We start from the raw sequence: 15,901 nt of genomic DNA on the forward strand, positions 1-15,901 counted from the left end.
GCCGGCGCCCCTCGGCGATCCGGTCAGCACGATTCTCGACGTGCGTCTTGACGCTATATCACCGCAACCATAAGTTCAGTCACTCCAACGCCATTCGGTCTTCTGAACGGTCGAAAACTTAGGTAGGGGCCATGCGCATACCATTCGCGCGGAATGTCCGGCTCGTGGCTCTGGCCGCGACCACCGCGCTCACACTGACCACACTCACCGCCTGCGGCGGTTCCGACTCCGGCGGCGACTCCAAGTCGCTGGAGATGTGGACCTTCAAGCAGTCACACGTCGGCGCCCTGCGCGCGGCGGCGGACGAGTTCAAGAAGGAAACCGGCATCACGGTCACGATCGAGGCGTACACGCCCGACGACGCGTACACGACCAAGGTGCAGAGCTCGGCCAAGACCGGAAACCTGCCCGACGTCCTCGAAGTGCACTCCGACGGCGAGGACTTCGTCCTCGGCGCCGCCGGTGTCACCGCCGACCTCCAGGACCAGATCCCGGACTCCTGGAGCGGCCGCTTCCAGGAGGCGATCAAGGGCTCGGGCACCGTCACCGCGCAGAAGTTCAAGGAATCGCAGGCCAAGGACTCCACCTTCAAGGGCGTCGAGCAGGACCAGCGCTTCAGCGTGCCCCTGACCGCCGGCACCTTCGGCATCGTCTACGCCAACAAGCGGAAGCTGGCCGACGCCGGAATCACCGAGGCCCCCGCCACCTGGGAGGAGTTCCTGAAGGCGGTCGAGACCACCCACCACAAGGACCCGAAGACCGGCGGCATCAGCCTCGGACTCAAGGTCAAGGCCACCGGACTCACCTGGGTCCTCCAGCCCATGGCCTACGCCCAGCTGGGCAAGGAGGCCTACGGCAAGCTCTGGGGCAAGGACAAGGCGGCCGACTTCAGCTCGCCCAACGGCCTCAAGGTGCTCTCCATGTACGACGAGATCACCCCGTACTGGATGCCGGGCAGCCAGACCCTCACCATCGACGAGGCCGACCAGGCCTTCGCCCAGGGCAAGTCGGCCTTCGCCGTCGGCGGCACCTTCACCCTCGCCTTCCTCCAGCAGAACGGCATGAAGGCCGACGACGTGTTCGCCTTCGGGATGCCCGCGCCCAAGGACGGCGCCATCCCCGACCGCGCGCTCGGCCCGATCGCCCTGACCGGTCTGAGCCTCACCGCGACCAGCGAGCAGCCCGAGAACGCCAAGAAGTGGATGGAGTTCCTCTCCGGCACCGACGTCGCCGCGAAGTTCGCCAAGGCCTCCGCCGACCTGCCCGCCACCGAACTCGGCGCCGACTCCGCCAAGGTCCTCGGCCCCGCTCTCACCTCGATGATGGAGAGCTTCAAGGGCACGCCCGAGACCACGTACGACCCGAGCCTCAACGACTTCCGGCCGCCGGGCTACGACCAGGACAGGGCGGGCGAACTCCTCGCCGACCTCACCCCGCTGGGGAAGGAGAGCCCGGCGGGGACCGGGGACAAGCTCAGCGAGCTGAACAGCAACTACTGGGCGACGCAGTGACCACAGCACCTCGAACCACCGCACAGGGGGCGGCCGGGGGAGACGGCGCGAGCCGTACGCCCCCGGCCGGGGGCACCGGCCCGAGGTCCGTCGCCAAGGGCGGCGGGCGGCCACCACGCCGCCGGATCGGCGGCGAGGCACTCTCCGGCTATCTCTTCGTCGCGCCGGCCGTGGTCCTGTTCGCCCTCATGGGCCTGTACACCATCGGATACGGCTTCCTGCTGAGCTTCGCGTCCTGGAACGGCTTCATGCCGCACTGGACCTGGGTCGGCCTGGACAACTACGCCGATCTGCTCTGGCGCAGTCCCATCTACGCGCCCCGGGTGCGCAGCGCGGGCCTGAACACGCTCTGGGTCATGATCTCCGTACCACTGCTGACGGTCCTCGTGTCGTTTCCGCTGGCCATCCTGCTCAACCAGGCACGCCGAATGCAGTCGGTCCTCCGGTCGGTCTTCTTCCTGCCCTATGTGACCAGCGGAATCGCCGTCTTCTTCGCCTGGCAGTACATCCTCCAGCCGGACGGCGCCATCAACCTCCTGCTCGACCAGCTCGGACTCGGCTCGCTCCAGCAGCCGCAGGGCTGGCTAGGCAACCCCGACACCGCCCTGCCCACCATGATCGTGGTGACCGTGTGGGGCCATGTGCCCGTCGCGATGCTGCTGTATCTGACAGGCCTGCAGACCATCGACCGCAGCCTGCTGGAGGCCGCCGAACTCGACGGCGCCGGGTGGTGGCGTACCAACACGGCCGTCGTCTGGCCCCTGCTGCGCCCGATCACGGCGATCATCGTCCTGCTCAACCTGCGGGACTCGCTCCAGGGCTTCCAGACCTTCCTGGTGATGACGAACGGCGGACCCGGCGACCACACGAATGTGCTGGGCCTGGAGGCGTACAGCCTGGCCTTCCTCAAACAGCTGCGGCCCACTCTCGGCCTCGCGAGCGCGCTCGGCTGGCTGCTGTTCGCCGCCGCCCTGGTACTGGCCCTGATCAATCTGCGAGCGCTGCGGAGCAAGACATGACGTCGATCCCCCTGGCCGACGAGCGCGCCCGCGCGAGTCGAGGCCCACAGAAAGCCGGCAAGGCGCGCGGAGGCGGCGGCAGGACGGACGAGAGCGGCTCGGCCCGTACCCGCCGGATCCTCGCCCGTACCGTCGTCGGTCTGCTGCTCGCCGGATACGGACTGGTCAGCGTCTATCCGTTCCTCTGGATGATCTCCGCGGCCTTCAAGGACCAGCTGGAGGTGGTCAGCGGCGGTCATCTCATCCCGAAGAACCCCACCTTCGACACGCTGATCGACACCTGGAACAAGCTGCACTTCTTCGACTTCTTCCTCAACAGCCTGCTGGTCACCCTCTACACCGTCGTGCTCACGCTGGTGATCTACGCGGCGGCCGGCTACGCCTTCGCCGTCCTGCGCTTCCCCGGACGCACCTTCCTGTCGCGGCTCTTCCTCTCGCTGCTCTTCGTGCCGGGCGTGACGGTGATGCTGCCGATCGTGCTGCTGGAGAACGAGATGGGCATCCTCGGCACGCACTGGGGACTGGTGCTGCCCTTCGTCAACGGCGGCGCGCCCCTGTCGATCCTGCTCATGACCGGGGCGTTCAACGCGATCCCGGCGGAACTGCGGGACTCGGCGAGAGTCGACGGCGCGAGCGAGTTCCGGATCTTCCTCAACATCTATCTGCCGCTGGCCCAACCCGCCCTGATCACCGTCGCGCTGCTGACCGCGATCCCGACCTGGAACGAGTATCTGCTCACCCGTGTCTCACTCAACGACCAGTCCACCTTCACCCTCCCGCTCGGCCTGCAGACCCTCGCGGCCGAGAACGTCCCCCACTACAACAATCTGATGGCCGGAGCCCTCATCGTGGTCATCCCCGTCGTCCTGCTCTTCGTCTCTCTCCAGCGCTACTTCGTCAACGGTCTCGTCGGGGCGGTGAAGGGCTGATGCGCGTCCTGGTCACCGGAGCCGCCGGACACATCGGCGGTCATGTCATCGACGACCTGCTGGCCCACGGCCACCGGATCGTCGCCACCGACCTCCTCCCCGTCGACGATCCACGCCTGGACCGCGTCCACACCGGCGATCTGAGCGATCGCGCGCTGGTGCGCGACGCCATGGCCGGGGCCGAGGCCGTCGTCCATCTGGGTGCCATCCCGCACCCCAACTCCGACGACGACAGCGCCCTGTTCGCCACCAACTGCCTCACCGCGCACCGGGTCCTGGACGAGGCGGGCCGCACCGGCGTCCGCCGCGTCGTCGCGGCCTCCAGCCTGGCGGCCGTGGGACTCGCCTGGTCACCCCGGCCGCAGTCGCCCCGCTACGTACCGCTGGACGAGGAACATCCCACCCTCGTCCAGGACCCGTACGGTCTCTCCAAGCTCGTCCTCGAAGAGACGGCACGCGCCACACACCGGCGCCACGGCACGGACATCGTCTGCATGCGGTTCCCGTTCACCGGCACGGGCGAGCGGCTCGCGGCGCAACTCGCCGCCGTACGCGACGATCCCGGCGCCCACCGGATGGACCTGTGGGGATGGCTGGACACCAGGGACGCGGCGAGGGCCGTCCGTCACGCACTCGAAGCCGAACTGACTGGGTGTCATATCCTCAATGTGGCGGCCGACGACACCTCGTCGCCCGTGCCGACGGCCCAACTCCTCGAAGAGCACCACCCGGGTGTGCCGTACTTCGCCGAACTGACCGGCCACGCCTCGCTGTTCGACACCTCGGCCTGCGCGAAACTGCTGGGCTTCGCACCGGAGTACCGCAGGAGCCCGGCCGACGTGCCGGCCGACGGCACGGCATCCTCCCCGCCGGGCGACGCCGACACGGGCGCGGGCGCGGAAGGGGAGGTGTGACGCGCGCCGCAGGGCTCGGTCGGACGCGGAGCCGAGGGGGCTCCGCGCACCCCTCCGCTCCGTTCCGCCGGGACGTGGGGTTAGGCTCGGGCGTGTCGCCCGCCCGCGGCCCCGCGGCGGAGAATTCGGAGAACGCGCACCATGGACACCGCCCCGCGCCCCGCCCCCGGCCGGCTCACCTACCGGGACGCCACCGCAGAGGACGTCAAGCCGCTCGTGGCCCTCATCGAGTCCGCCTACCGCGGTGAGAGCGCCCGCGCGTCCTGGACCTCCGAGGCCGACCTGCTGGAGGGGCAGCGCACCGACGAGCAGGGCGTGCTCGACGTGATCGAGGCCGACGGCAGCCGGCTCATGATCGTCGAGGCGGACGGCGCCCTGGTCGCCTGCTGCCAGCTGGAGCACCGCGGCCCGGCCGCGTACTTCGGCATGTTCGCCGTCGACCCCGGCGCGCAGGGCGGCGGTCTCGGCAAGCGCGTCCTCGCCGAGGCGGAGCGCCGCGCCCACGCGGAGTGGGGCGCCGGCGAGATGCACATGACCGTGATCGTCCAGCGCGAGGACCTGATCGCCTGGTACGAGCGCCGCGGCTACCGCCGTACGGGGCAGCTGCTGCCCTTCCCGTACGGCGACGAGCGCTTCGGCATCCCGCAACGCGACGACCTGGCCTTCGAGCTGCTGGTCAAGCCGCTGGACCAGGCCGGCTGACACCCTCGGCCGGCCGCGCCCCTTCCTCCTGACGAGGGCGGTGGGGGCCCGTCCGGGCGGCACGCAGCGACGCGAGCAGCTGGAGCCGTTCGGCGTCGGGCGAGCCGGGCTCGGCGGTGTAGACGAACATGACCGGGCCGGGACTGCCGGGGAGCGGGTAGCTGCCCCACTCGACGGTGATCTCCCCGACCTGCGGGTGCCGGAACAGCTTCGTCCCCTGCACCGTCTCCCGCACCTCGTGCCGGGCCCAGAGCCGGCGGAAGTCCGCGCTGCGGATGCTGAGTTCGCCGATGAGCGTGCTGGCACGCGGATGCGTCGGGTCGGTGACGACCGAGGTGCGCAGCATGCCGATGTACTGGAGCGCGGTGGCCTCCCAGTCGGGGCAGCGCATCCGGGTCTCGGGATCGTGGAACAGCGAGGTGAGCATGTTGCGGTGCTCCGGCGGCTGCTGGTTCGGATCGCCGAACAGCTCCTCGGCGAGCGTGTTCCACGCGAGCAGGTCGAGATGCCGGCCGAGCACCACCGCCGGGGTGTTCATGGAGGCCAGCAGCTGTTGGGTGCCCTTCGGCACACGTTCGGGGGCACGGCGTCTGCGGACGCGCTGCGGCCGGCGCGCCGCCTGGGCGAGCGCGAAGAGGTGCCGGCGTTCGTCGTCGTCGAGGTTCAGCGCGGTGGCGAGGTCGTCGAGGACGTTGTCCGAGGGGCGTACCTCACGGCCCTGCTCCATGCGCTGGTAGTAGTCGGTGCTCAGCCCTGCCAGCAGCGCGATCTCCTCGCGTCTGAGTCCGGTGACCTTGCGCCGGGGGCCCGGCTCCAGCCCGACGTCCTCGGGGCGCAGCAGGCCGCGCCGGGCGCGCAGGAAGTCACCGAGCTCACGGGCGAACGAGTGATCGGGGGCCATACGGACAGTCTGCGGGTCCCGCACGGGCCGAAGGTAGGTCTGTCACTCCTAGGGAGAGGAGTACGACCGGGGATCGCCGGTCCCTTCCTACCGTTGTCGCCGAGCAGCCGTGCACACCACTCCCCAGCCGTGCACGCCCTTTTCCCAGGAGCATCGGCCATGACCGAATGGACTGAACGTGACATCCCCGACCAGAGCGGTCGGGTCGCCGTCGTGACCGGCGCCAACTCCGGACTGGGCCTTGTCACCGCGACCGAACTCGCCCGGGCCGGGGCACACGTCGTGATGGCCGTACGCAACACCGCCGCCGGAGAACGGGCGGTGGCGGACATCCGGCGGTCCTTGCCGAACGCCGCGATCGAGGCACGGCGGCTCGACCTCGCCTCGCTCCAGTCCGTACGCGCCTTCGCCAAGGGCATGGGTGACGACTTCCCGGCGATCGACCTGCTGGTCAACAACGCCGGTGTACTGCATCTCGGTTCGCCCCGCACCACCGAGGACGGGTTCGAGGCCCACTTCGGCGTCAACATGCTGGGCCACTTCGCCCTCACCGGCCTGCTGCTCGGCACCCTCGGCCTCGCGGCCGACCCGCGCGTGGTCAGCATCAGCTCCACCGCCCACCGGGGCGCCCGTCTCGACTTCGAGGACCTGATGTCGCGCGGCGACTTCAAACCCCGCCGCGCGTACGCCCGTTCCAAGCTGGCGTGCACCGTGTACGGCTTCGAACTCCACCGGCGCCTGGAGAGGGAAGGCTCACCCGTCGCCAGCGTCGTCGCCCATCCCGGGATCTGCCGTACCAACCTCAGCCCTCGGGCGTTCGAGGAGGCGGACCCGGTCTCGCGGGCCATCGACCGGGCGACACAGCTGATGTTCGCGCCGGTGCAAGCGGGCGCGCGGTCGCAACTGCACGCTGCGACCGCGCCCGGCGTACGCGGCGGCCAGTTCTACGGCCCCTCGGGCTTCAAGGAGTTCCGCGGCCCGGTCGCCCCGACGCGGCCCAACCCGGAGGCGGCCGATCCCGCGTACGGGAAGAGGCTGTGGGCCGCCGCCGAGGCTCTGACCGGCGTCAGCTACCTATGACCGCCGGGACGCCGGACCCGAGTGCCAGCCCCCCCGGCACGGCCGAGAGGTCCGGCGTCCCGGCTCCACCCCGCTGCCCCGGCCCCGCCCGCCGCGCGGGCGGGCCAGACCGGTCAGGCCTGCCGCGCCGGCCGGGTCGGCCGGGCCGGCCGGGTCGGCCGGGCCCGCTCAGGCCGTGAAGCGGCCGGTGCGGCGGATCTCCGGGAAGTCGGTGGTCGCGCCGTCCAGGCCGAGCGCCCGGACCAGCCGCAGATGGTCCGGGGTGTTCACCACCCAGCCGATGACCCCGATGCCCGCTGCGTGCGCGCGCTCGACGACCTCCAGCGTCAGCCGCCGGATGTTCAGCGCGAGCGAGTCCGCGCCCACCGCGACCGCCCGGTCCACCACGTCCGCGCCCCAGCGGCTGGCGATCAGCACCGTCCGTACCCCCGGCACCAGCGCGGAGATCTCGGCGACCGCCTCGTCGTGGAACGAGGACACCTCCACCCGCCCCACCAACTGCCGACGGCGTATGACCTCGGCCAGCGCACGCGCCGCCGCCACGTCCTTGATCTCCGCCTGGAGCGGTGAGTCCACCGCGTCCAGGACCTCCTCGAACACCGGCACCCGTTCGCCCCGGCCCGCGTCGAGCTCCCGCAGCTCGGCGAGGGTCCGCTCGGCGATCGGGCCCGTGCCGTCCGTCGTCCGGTCCAGCTCGGCGTCGTGCATGACGACGAGGGCGCCGTCCTTGCTCAGATGAAGGTCGAGCTCGATCGCGTCCATACCGGCCCGCTCGGCGTGCAGGAAGGAGCGCAGGGTGTTCTCGGGTTCGACACCCATCACTCCACGATGACCGATGGTGAGGAAAGTCAAGGCTGACTCGCTTCCGTCGTCGGCGGCTCCCGCGCGGCGCTGGTGCCCCACGCGGCACGGCGGCAGCCTAACGGTCAGTGCGCCGGTCTGGACCCGTGCGTGACGCCGGGGAGCCGTTGCCTGTTGTCCTGGGGGCGTACGGCGGGAAAATCGCCCGTGAACCCGAAGCGTTGCAGGATAATTTGTCTCGGTCGACCTTGTACGGGAGAATCAAAGACCGATACGGTGCTTTGACGCCAGCTTCTCCCGCGGAGGGTGTGACATGACGGAAATTCTTGTGCAGGACCTGACCGGAGGGCCTTCGGCCGACGGCGAGCGGGTGGTCGAACACCCCGCGTGGACCGAGCTCAAGAGTGCCGTCGAGGAGATCCGCCCCTGGCAGTCCAAGGACGGCTCCATAGACTTCGACGCGGACGGGGCCCCCTCGCGCGCCCTCGTCGAGGTCACGCTCGACCGCGTGACCACCGCCGTCGAGCAGCTCTCACCCCTGCTTCCGCACGACGCCGCCTACCACCGGGCGCTCGTCGCGGACCTCCGCAAATGGGCGGACAGCGCCTTCGACGTGCCCGACTTCCTGGACTCGCTGCTCGCCTTCCAGCCCGCGGCCGACCGGGTGGACCGGCTCCAGCATCTCGTCGTCTTCCCCATGTACACGCAGAACGGCAACCCGGACCGCAATCTGGAGGCCGTCGTCCTGCGCATGGTCTGGCCCGAGTGGCTCGCCGAGCTGGAGCGCACCCGCTACGACAACCCGCTCTTCTGCGGCATCACCTTCGAGGACTTCACCGCCGGGTACGACACCAACTCCGCGGTCCTCTTCCCCGAGACCATCGCGGTCCGCGAGGCCCCCGAGCGGTTCAGCTGGGGCGGTATCTTCTGCGACCGCGAGGCCGCCCGGTTCCGCCGGGTCACCGAGGCCGCCGTCGACATCCTCGGTGTCGAACTCCCCGACGACATCCGGGAGATGGTCGGCGACCAGGACCGCTGCCAGCAGGCGTTCGTCCTCTGGGACATGATCCACGACCGTACCCACAGCCATGGCGACCTGCCGTTCGACCCGTTCATGATCAAGCAGCGGCAGCCGTTCTGGATGTACGGCCTGGAGGAGCTGCGCTGCGACCTCACCGCCTTCCGGGAGGCCGTACAGCTGGCGGCCGACGGGGTCCCGCAGGGCCGCGACGTGCAGTACGCGGTGCTCTTCGACCGGATGTTCCGCTTCCCCGTCACCGGCGCCCGCGCGCGCAACTACGACGGCCTCGGCGGCCAGCTGCTCTTCTCCTACCTCCACAAGCACGACGTGGTGCGCTGGACCGACAACACGCTGCGCATCGACTGGGAGCTGGCCCCCAAGGTCACCCAGCAGCTCCTCGCCGAGATCGAGGCCCTCTACCGGGCCGGCATCGACCGCCCGAAGCTGGTCCACTGGTTCGCCGCCTACGACCTCGTCTCCACCTATCTGGCCCCGCACCCCGGATCCCGCTGGGCCAAGGGCCCGGACGCCCTGGACCTGGATCTGCCGCCGCGCAAGCTGGTCGACGACGTGCTGCCCGACGAGTTTCCGCTCAGCATGTTCTACGAGGCACTGGGCAAGAAGCTCAAGACCGTGATCGCCTCCACCCAGGGCATCAGGGCCACGAGCACCGAGAAGCGCGCCGCCTGAGTTCGTACGAGACTGCTGTCGGCGAAGGAAAGCGGCCCGCGGCAGCGTGGGCCGCGACGACATGAGCGACGACGCGACGGACGCGGAGACACGGGGGACACCGGAATGACGGAGAAGACGGCCATGAGCGGAAGCACCGGAGAGGGCGGCGCGCTGGACGGCGCCGTCGTGGCGGTCGCCGGAGCGGGCGGCCCCGCGGGGCGCGCCGCCGTGCTGCGCCTGGCCTCGGCGGGCGCGACGGTCTTCGCCGCGGATGCCGACGGGGCGAGTCTCGCCGAGGCGGTGGACGCGGCCCGCCGCGCCCACGGCGGCGCCACGGTCACCGGTGACACCGTCGACCTCCTCGACCCGGCGGCCACCCGCGCGTGGGCGGCCAAGGCCGAGAAGGACGGGGGCCGGGGTCACGTCGACGGGCTGGTCCATCTGGTCGGCGGCTGGCGCGGCGGCAAGACCTTCGCGGACACCGACCTCGCCGACTGGGACGTGCTGGAGAAGCTGCTCATCCGCACGGTCCAGCACACCTCCCTCGCCTTCCACGAAGCCCTGCTGCGCAGCGACCGCGGTCGCTATGTGCTGGTCAGCGCCGCGGGGGCGAGCAGGCCCACCGCGGGCAACGCCGTCTACGCCGCGGCCAAGGCGGCGGCCGAGGCCTGGACACTGGCGCTCGGCGACGACTTCCGTAAGGCCGGGGGCGACGAAGGGCCGCGCGGGGCGGCTGCGATCCTGGTCATCAAGGCACTGGTGCACGACGCGATGCGCGCCGAGCGCCCGAATGCGAAGTTCGCGGGCTTCACGGACGCCGGGGACCTGGCCGACGCCATCGCCGGGGTCTGGGAGCGGCCCGCGGTGGAAGTGAACGGAAGCCGCCTGTGGCTGAGCCCCGAGTCATGACGTCCCGTACGACGGCCGCGCGTGCGCACCACGACCCCGCTGTGCGCGGGTTCGCCAGCGACAACTACGCGGGCGCCCATCCCGAGGTGCTGGCGGCCCTCGCCGTCGCCAACGGCGGCCACCAGATCGCGTACGGCGAGGACGAGTACACCGACCATCTCCAGCGCGTCATGCACAGCCACTTCGGCCCCACCGCCGAGGCCTTCCCGGTCTTCAACGGCACCGGCGCCAACGTCGTCGCGCTCCAGTCGATGACCGACCGCTGGGGCGCGGTGATCTGCGCCGAGTCGGCGCACATCAACGTGGACGAGGGCGGGGCGCCCGAGCGGGTCGGCGGCCTCAAACTGCTGACGGTGCCCACTCCGGACGGCAAGCTCACCCCCGAGCTGGTCGACCGGCAGGCATGGGGGTACGAGGACGAGCACCGGGCCATGCCGCAGGTCGTGTCGATCGCGCAGAACACCGAACTGGGCACGGTCTACACCCCGGACGAGATCCGCGCCCTGTGCGAACACGCGCACGGGCGGAACATGAAGGTCCATCTCGACGGCGCCCGGATATCCAACGCGGCGGCGTTCCTCGACGTACCGATGCGCACCTTCACCAACACCGTCGGCGTGGACGTGGTGAGTTACGGCGGCACGAAGAACGGCGCGATCTTCGGCGAGGCCGTCGTCGTGATCGACCCGGACGCCGTGCGCGCGATGAAGCGGCTGCGGAAGCTGTCGATGCAGCTCAGCTCCAAGATGCGATTCGTCTCCGTCCAGTTGGAGGCACTGCTCGCCGGCGATCTGTGGCTGCGCAACGCCCGGCACAGCAACGCCATGGCGCAGCGGCTGGCCGAGGGCGTGAGCGCGGTCGACGGCGTCGAGATCCTGCACCCCGTCCAGGCCAACGCCGTCTTCGCCCGGCTGCCCCGTGAGGCGGGGCTGCGTCTCCAGAAGCGGTTCCGCTTCTACTTCTGGGACGAGGCGGCCGGCGATGTGCGCTGGATGTGCGCCTTCGACACGACCGAGGACGACGTCGACGCGTTCGTCCAGGCCGTCAAGGAAGAGCTGGCCAGGTAACCGTTGAGGTGAGGGGCCCGGGGTCCGCCCTCGGGCCCACGGTCGTACGCAAATCTCCCGGTGCATTACAGTGGACCTCCCGGTGTGCTGTGGTGCACCGATTCCGTACGTCCCGAGGCAAGGCAGACGATGACCCTGACGCTCACCGTGTCGGACGAGGTGCACTCCCTCGTCCCCGGCTTCACCCCGCTCGCCGTCGAGGCCCACGGGCTCGTCAACGGCCCCAGCAACGAGGCGAGTTCGGCCCTGCTCGACGACGCGGCCCGGCGTCTCGCCGTCCGTCTCGACGGGCGCTCCCCGCACGAGGACCCGCACATGGCGGCCTGGCGCGCGGCGTACACGGCCTTCGGCAGCAAGCCGAACCGTACGCGCAACTCGGCCGAGGCCCTGGCCAGGCGCGCGCTCGCCGACGGGGGCCTGCCCCGGATCAATCTGCTCGTGGACCTCTACAACGCGATCAGCGTGGCCCGTCTGATCCCCGTCGGCGGCGAGGACACCGACCGGATCAGGGGCGCCATGCGGCTCGTGCGGGCCACCGGCGACGAGCCGTTCCACACGGTGGCGGGCGGGGAGCCTGCCGTCGAACACCCGGACGCGGGCGAGGTCGTGTGGCGCGACGACGAGGGCGTCACCTGCCGGCGCTGGAACTGGCGTCAGGGTGTCCGGACCCGGCTCACCGAGGAGTCGGTGAACGCCGTCTTCCTGCTGGAGAGCCTGGCCCCGACGACCGGCGCGGAGCTCGACGCGGCGGGCACCGAACTCGCGGAATCGCTGGAGAAGTTGAGCCCCGGGGCCCGGATCACCGTGCGCCCGGCGGCCACGCTCCGACGGACGGTGAGTCGATGAATCGGTGAGTCGGTGCGGCTCTCCGGGAGGCTCAGCCGGCCTCGGCCGCGCGCGCCTCGGCCGGCGTCGGAGCCGTACCGCCCAGGTGCGCCGGTACCCACCAGGTGTCGCTCGCGTCCTTGGGCCGTACCGGATAGGCGCGCTGGGCGGCTTCGAGCAGCTCCTGCACGCCTTCGCGCAGCCGCCGGGTGATCGCCCCCGCGTACTGGTCGGCGGGGGCCTCCACCGGCGCGCCGACCCGCATCGTCACCGGGATGTGGCTGCGCCGGAAGTTGCGCGGGCGTCCCTTGGTCCAGAGCCGCTGGGTGCCCCACAGCGCCATCGGGATCAGCGGCACCCCGGCCTCCTGCGCCAGGCGCGCCGCGCCGGACTTGAAGGACTTGAGGGTGAAGGACTGCGAGATGGTCGCCTCGGGGAAGACCCCGATGATCTCGCCCGCGCGCAGTGAGTCCAGCGCGTGCGAGTAGGCGGTCTCACCCTGCGTACGGTCCACCGGGATGTGCTTCATGCCGCGCATGAGCGGGCCCGAGACCTTGTGCCGGAAGACGGACTCCTTCGCCATGAAGCGGACGAGGCGCTTCTGGGGGAGAGCCGTGAGCCCGGTGAAGATGAAGTCCAGATAGCTGATGTGGTTGCTGACGAGCACCGCGCCGCCGACACGCGGGATGTTCTCGGAGCCCTGAGTCTCGATCTTGAGGTCCAGCGCCTTGAACATCGTGCGAGCGGCGCCGATGACCGGCCGATAGACGAGCTCTGCCATCTGGAGGAGACCCTTCTGTTCCCGGGGAGGGTTCTCCCGACGGAAGCTACGCAGCCGTAGGTTTTCGGCATTGGGCAGATCGTGCCCCAAACGAGGCCTTGTGGCCAGTCCTGTCGACGGCGCGGAGCGAGATTCTCATCACGTCATCGCCGGGTGACAAGGGAGTTTGCCGCAGCTCAGCACGGCGACGCGGAATATCGCGCCGTGGTGCCGGCGCTGCGCGGGTAGTGACGAGGACCGGACTCACGGTGGGTGGAGGCTCAAGGTGCGCGGGCGAGAGGGTGAACAGCGGCTCGACGCCGCGCGTTTGGGAGCGGAGCTGGGGGAGCGCGCCACGCTGGTCCACTTCTCCAGCGCGTTCTGCCAGCCGTGCCGCGCGACCAGGCGCACACTCGCCGAGGTGGCCGGCATGGTCGACGGCGTCGCGCATGTGGAGGTCGACGCCGAGGACCGCCTGGAGTTGGTACGCGAACTCGGCGTCCTCAAGACCCCCACGGTGCTCGTCCTCGACGCGGCGGGCCGGATCGTCCGCAGGGCGGCGGGGGCGCCCCGTAAGGCCGACGTGATCGCCGCGCTCGGCGCGGCCGTCTCCGGCGCTCCCCCCGGCGGGTGACACCTCGGGGCCGACGGGCCGGTGGGTGCCGGGGCGCCGGAGCGGTGGGGTCGGGAAGGTCACAGTTCACAGCGCTTGCTCAGCGGGCATGAGCTGGATGTACTGGCGAGTAATATTATGGTCGGTGCACGGGTGGACCTGACCCGAAAACCCCCCATCGGGCGCCTATGCTGCGAGCAACAACGCAGCCCAGAAATGACGATGCAGTAGGAGAGCCGGCGTGAGCCTGAGGATCGTTGTCTGTGTGAAGTACGTGCCCGACGCCACGGGTGACCGGCATTTCGCCGAGGACCTGACGCTGGACCGGGACGATGTGGACGGTCTGCTGTCCGAACTCGACGAGTACGCGGTCGAGCAGGCCCTGCAGATCGCGGGTGACCACGACGGAGACGCGGAGGTCACCGTGCTGACGGTCGGCCCCGAGGACGCGAAGGACGCGCTGCGCAAGGCGCTGTCGATGGGCGCGGACAAGGCGGTCCACGTCGAGGACGACGATCTGCACGGCACGGACGCGCTCGGCACCTCGCTGGTCCTGGCCAAAGCCGTCGAGAAGACCGGCTACGACCTGGTGATCTGCGGCATGGCCTCAACCGACGGCACGATGGGCGTCCTGCCCGCGATGCTCGCGGAGCGCCTCGGCGTACCGCAGGTGACCCTCCTGTCGGAGGTGTCCGTCGACGGCGGCGCCGTCAAGGGCCGCCGTGACGGCGACGCGGCGACCGAGCAGCTCGAAGCCTCCCTGCCCGCCGTGGTGTCGGTGACGGACCAGTCCGGCGAGGCCCGCTACCCCTCGTTCAAGGGGATCATGGCGGCGAAGAAGAAGCCGGTGGAGTCCCTGGACCTGGGGGACCTGGACATCGAGGCCGGGGACGTCGGCCTGGCGGGCGCGTGGACCGCGGTCGACTCCGCCACGGAGCGCCCGGCCCGTACGGCGGGCACGATCGTCAACGACGAGGGCAAGGGCGGCGACCAGCTGGCCGAGTACCTCGTGAGCCAGAAGTTCATCTGACGGGTGCGGCTCACCGCCCCTGACGCCGGTCCCGGTTCCTTCACGCACACGCATTCGCAGGAGAACACATCCCATGGCTGAAGTCCTCGTCTATGTCGATCATGTGGACGGCGCCGTCCGCAAGCCCACCCTGGAGCTGCTGACGCTGGCCCGCCGCCTCGGCGACCCGGTCGCCGTCGCGCTCGGCGCGGGCGCCGCGGACACCGCCGCCACCCTGGCGGAGCACGGCGCGGTCAAGGTGCTGACCGCAGACGCCGCCGAGTTCACCGACTACCTCGTCGTCCCGAAGGTCGACGCCCTCCAGGCCGCGTACGAGAGTGTCTCCCCGGCCGCCGTCCTCGTGCCCTCGTCCGCCGAGGGCAAGGAGATCGCCGCCCGTCTCGCGGTGCGCATCGGATCGGGCCTGATCACCGACGCGATCGACCTGACCGCCGACGACCAGGGCCCGGTGGCCACCCAGTCGGTGTTCGCCGCCGCGTACACCACCAAGTCCCGTATCACCAGGGGCACTCCGGTCATCACGGTCAAGCCCAACTCGGCGCCCGTCGAGCCGGCCGCGGCGGCGGGCACCGTCGAGGAACTGGCCGTCACCTTCGGCGAGGCCGCCACCGGTACCAAGGTCGTCGCCCGCACCCCGCGCGAGTCCACCGGCCGCCCGGAGCTGACCGAGGCCGCGATCGTGGTCTCGGGCGGACGCGGCGTCAACGGCGCCGAGAACTTCGCGATCATCGAGGCCCTCGCCGACTCCCTCGGCGCGGCCGTGGGCGCCTCGCGCGCCGCCGTCGACGCCGGCTGGTACCCGCACTCCAACCAGGTCGGCCAGACCGGCAAGTCGGTCTCCCCGCAGCTGTACATCGCCTCCGGCATCTCGGGCGCGATCCAGCACCGGGCGGGCATGCAGACCTCGAAGACGATCGTCGCGGTCAACAAGGACGCCGAGGCGCCCATCTTCGACCTCGTCGACTACGGCGTCGTCGGCGACCTCTTCCAGGTCGTCCCGCAGCTCACCGAGGCCATCAAGGCGCGCAAGGGCTGAGCCGCCCGACACGTTCCGGCAGCACGCGCGGGGGCCGCGCGGGGGGGACACACCCCGCCGGCCCCCCGCGCGGCGCGCGGGCGTGCCGGCCCGCACCGGGCGGCCCATTTC

Annotated in this window: 16 protein-coding genes; 13 read left to right on the forward strand and 3 right to left on the reverse strand. The window is 70.7% G+C overall.

Annotated elements, in window-relative coordinates:
* The first annotated feature begins 131 nt into the window (after positions 1-131).
* The 5 genes from ACFWU9_RS22890 (at position 132) to ACFWU9_RS22910 (ending at position 5,075) form a co-directional block, all read left to right on the forward strand.
* A complete protein-coding gene (locus ACFWU9_RS22890) occupies positions 132-1,511 on the forward strand; it encodes an ABC transporter substrate-binding protein (RefSeq protein ID WP_384321222.1) in 1,380 nt (459 codons plus the stop codon).
* Positions 1,508-2,530, forward strand: a complete 1,023-nt coding sequence (locus ACFWU9_RS22895) for a carbohydrate ABC transporter permease (RefSeq protein ID WP_384321224.1) — start codon at positions 1,508-1,510, stop codon at positions 2,528-2,530. Before ACFWU9_RS22890 ends, ACFWU9_RS22895 begins: the two co-directional genes overlap by 4 nt.
* Positions 2,527-3,459, forward strand: coding sequence for a carbohydrate ABC transporter permease (locus tag ACFWU9_RS22900; RefSeq protein WP_384321226.1), 933 nt, complete (start codon positions 2,527-2,529; stop codon positions 3,457-3,459). Before ACFWU9_RS22895 ends, ACFWU9_RS22900 begins: the two co-directional genes overlap by 4 nt.
* Positions 3,459-4,373, forward strand: a complete 915-nt coding sequence (locus ACFWU9_RS22905) for an NAD-dependent epimerase/dehydratase family protein (protein WP_384321228.1) — start codon at positions 3,459-3,461, stop codon at positions 4,371-4,373. Before ACFWU9_RS22900 ends, ACFWU9_RS22905 begins: the two co-directional genes overlap by 1 nt.
* A gap of 141 nt (positions 4,374-4,514) precedes the next feature.
* Entirely contained in the window at positions 4,515-5,075 is a 561-nt protein-coding gene (locus ACFWU9_RS22910; protein ID WP_384321230.1) for a GNAT family N-acetyltransferase, read from the forward strand.
* Here the strand turns inward: ACFWU9_RS22910 and ACFWU9_RS22915 are convergent.
* Positions 5,050-5,976, reverse strand: a complete 927-nt coding sequence (locus ACFWU9_RS22915) for a helix-turn-helix transcriptional regulator (RefSeq protein ID WP_384321232.1) — start codon at positions 5,974-5,976, stop codon at positions 5,050-5,052. The two genes, ACFWU9_RS22910 and ACFWU9_RS22915, sit on opposite strands and share 26 nt — an antisense overlap.
* A 159-nt stretch (positions 5,977-6,135) precedes the next feature.
* Here ACFWU9_RS22915 and ACFWU9_RS22920 point away from each other — a divergent pair, with 159 nt between their 5' ends.
* Complete coding sequence (locus ACFWU9_RS22920; RefSeq protein ID WP_384321234.1) at positions 6,136-7,056, forward strand: oxidoreductase; 921 nt, start codon at positions 6,136-6,138, stop codon at positions 7,054-7,056.
* Positions 7,057-7,224: 168 nt separating this feature from the next.
* Here the strand turns inward: ACFWU9_RS22920 and ACFWU9_RS22925 are convergent, their stop codons facing one another.
* Positions 7,225-7,875: a glycerophosphodiester phosphodiesterase gene (locus ACFWU9_RS22925; protein WP_384321236.1), complete on the reverse strand. Its 651-nt coding sequence runs from the start codon at positions 7,873-7,875 to the stop codon at positions 7,225-7,227.
* A 295-nt stretch (positions 7,876-8,170) separates the two neighbouring features.
* On the opposite strand from ACFWU9_RS22925, the gene ACFWU9_RS22930 reads away from it, so the two are divergent.
* The 4 genes from ACFWU9_RS22930 to ACFWU9_RS22945 all read left to right on the forward strand — a co-directional run bounded on the left by ACFWU9_RS22930 (position 8,171) and on the right by ACFWU9_RS22945 (position 12,372).
* The gene (locus ACFWU9_RS22930; RefSeq protein ID WP_384321238.1) at positions 8,171-9,568 is read left to right on the forward strand and encodes a DUF6421 family protein; all 1,398 of its coding nucleotides are present in this window, start codon (positions 8,171-8,173) and stop codon (positions 9,566-9,568) included.
* 123 nt (positions 9,569-9,691) lie between these two features.
* A complete protein-coding gene (locus ACFWU9_RS22935) occupies positions 9,692-10,459 on the forward strand; it encodes an SDR family NAD(P)-dependent oxidoreductase (protein WP_384321240.1) in 768 nt (255 codons plus the stop codon).
* Positions 10,456-11,526, forward strand: a complete 1,071-nt coding sequence (locus ACFWU9_RS22940) for a threonine aldolase family protein (protein ID WP_384321255.1) — start codon at positions 10,456-10,458, stop codon at positions 11,524-11,526. The genes ACFWU9_RS22935 and ACFWU9_RS22940 overlap by 4 nt, the downstream gene beginning before the upstream one ends.
* Positions 11,527-11,655: 129 nt before the next feature.
* Positions 11,656-12,372, forward strand: a complete 717-nt coding sequence (locus tag ACFWU9_RS22945) for a B3/4 domain-containing protein (protein ID WP_384321242.1) — start codon at positions 11,656-11,658, stop codon at positions 12,370-12,372.
* Between the two features lie 31 nt (positions 12,373-12,403).
* On the opposite strand, the gene ACFWU9_RS22950 is transcribed toward ACFWU9_RS22945, so the two are convergent.
* On the reverse strand, positions 12,404-13,132 hold the full coding sequence (locus ACFWU9_RS22950) for a lysophospholipid acyltransferase family protein (RefSeq protein WP_384321244.1): 729 nt from the start codon (positions 13,130-13,132) through the stop codon (positions 12,404-12,406).
* Positions 13,133-13,397: 265 nt separating this feature from the next.
* On the opposite strand from ACFWU9_RS22950, the gene ACFWU9_RS22955 reads away from it, so the two are divergent.
* The 3 genes from ACFWU9_RS22955 (at position 13,398) to ACFWU9_RS22965 (ending at position 15,790) form a co-directional block, all read left to right on the forward strand.
* The gene (locus tag ACFWU9_RS22955; RefSeq protein WP_384321246.1) at positions 13,398-13,745 is read left to right on the forward strand and encodes a TlpA family protein disulfide reductase; all 348 of its coding nucleotides are present in this window, start codon (positions 13,398-13,400) and stop codon (positions 13,743-13,745) included.
* 220 nt (positions 13,746-13,965) lie between these two features.
* Positions 13,966-14,754, forward strand: coding sequence for an electron transfer flavoprotein subunit beta/FixA family protein (locus ACFWU9_RS22960; RefSeq protein WP_384321247.1), 789 nt, complete (start codon positions 13,966-13,968; stop codon positions 14,752-14,754).
* A 73-nt stretch (positions 14,755-14,827) separates the two neighbouring features.
* The gene (locus ACFWU9_RS22965; RefSeq protein WP_384321249.1) at positions 14,828-15,790 is read left to right on the forward strand and encodes an electron transfer flavoprotein subunit alpha/FixB family protein; all 963 of its coding nucleotides are present in this window, start codon (positions 14,828-14,830) and stop codon (positions 15,788-15,790) included.
* The last annotated feature ends 111 nt before the right edge of the window (positions 15,791-15,901 follow it).

Source organism: Streptomyces sp. NPDC058653, from assembly GCF_042716895.1.
Classification (GTDB): domain Bacteria; phylum Actinomycetota; class Actinomycetes; order Streptomycetales; family Streptomycetaceae; genus Streptomyces.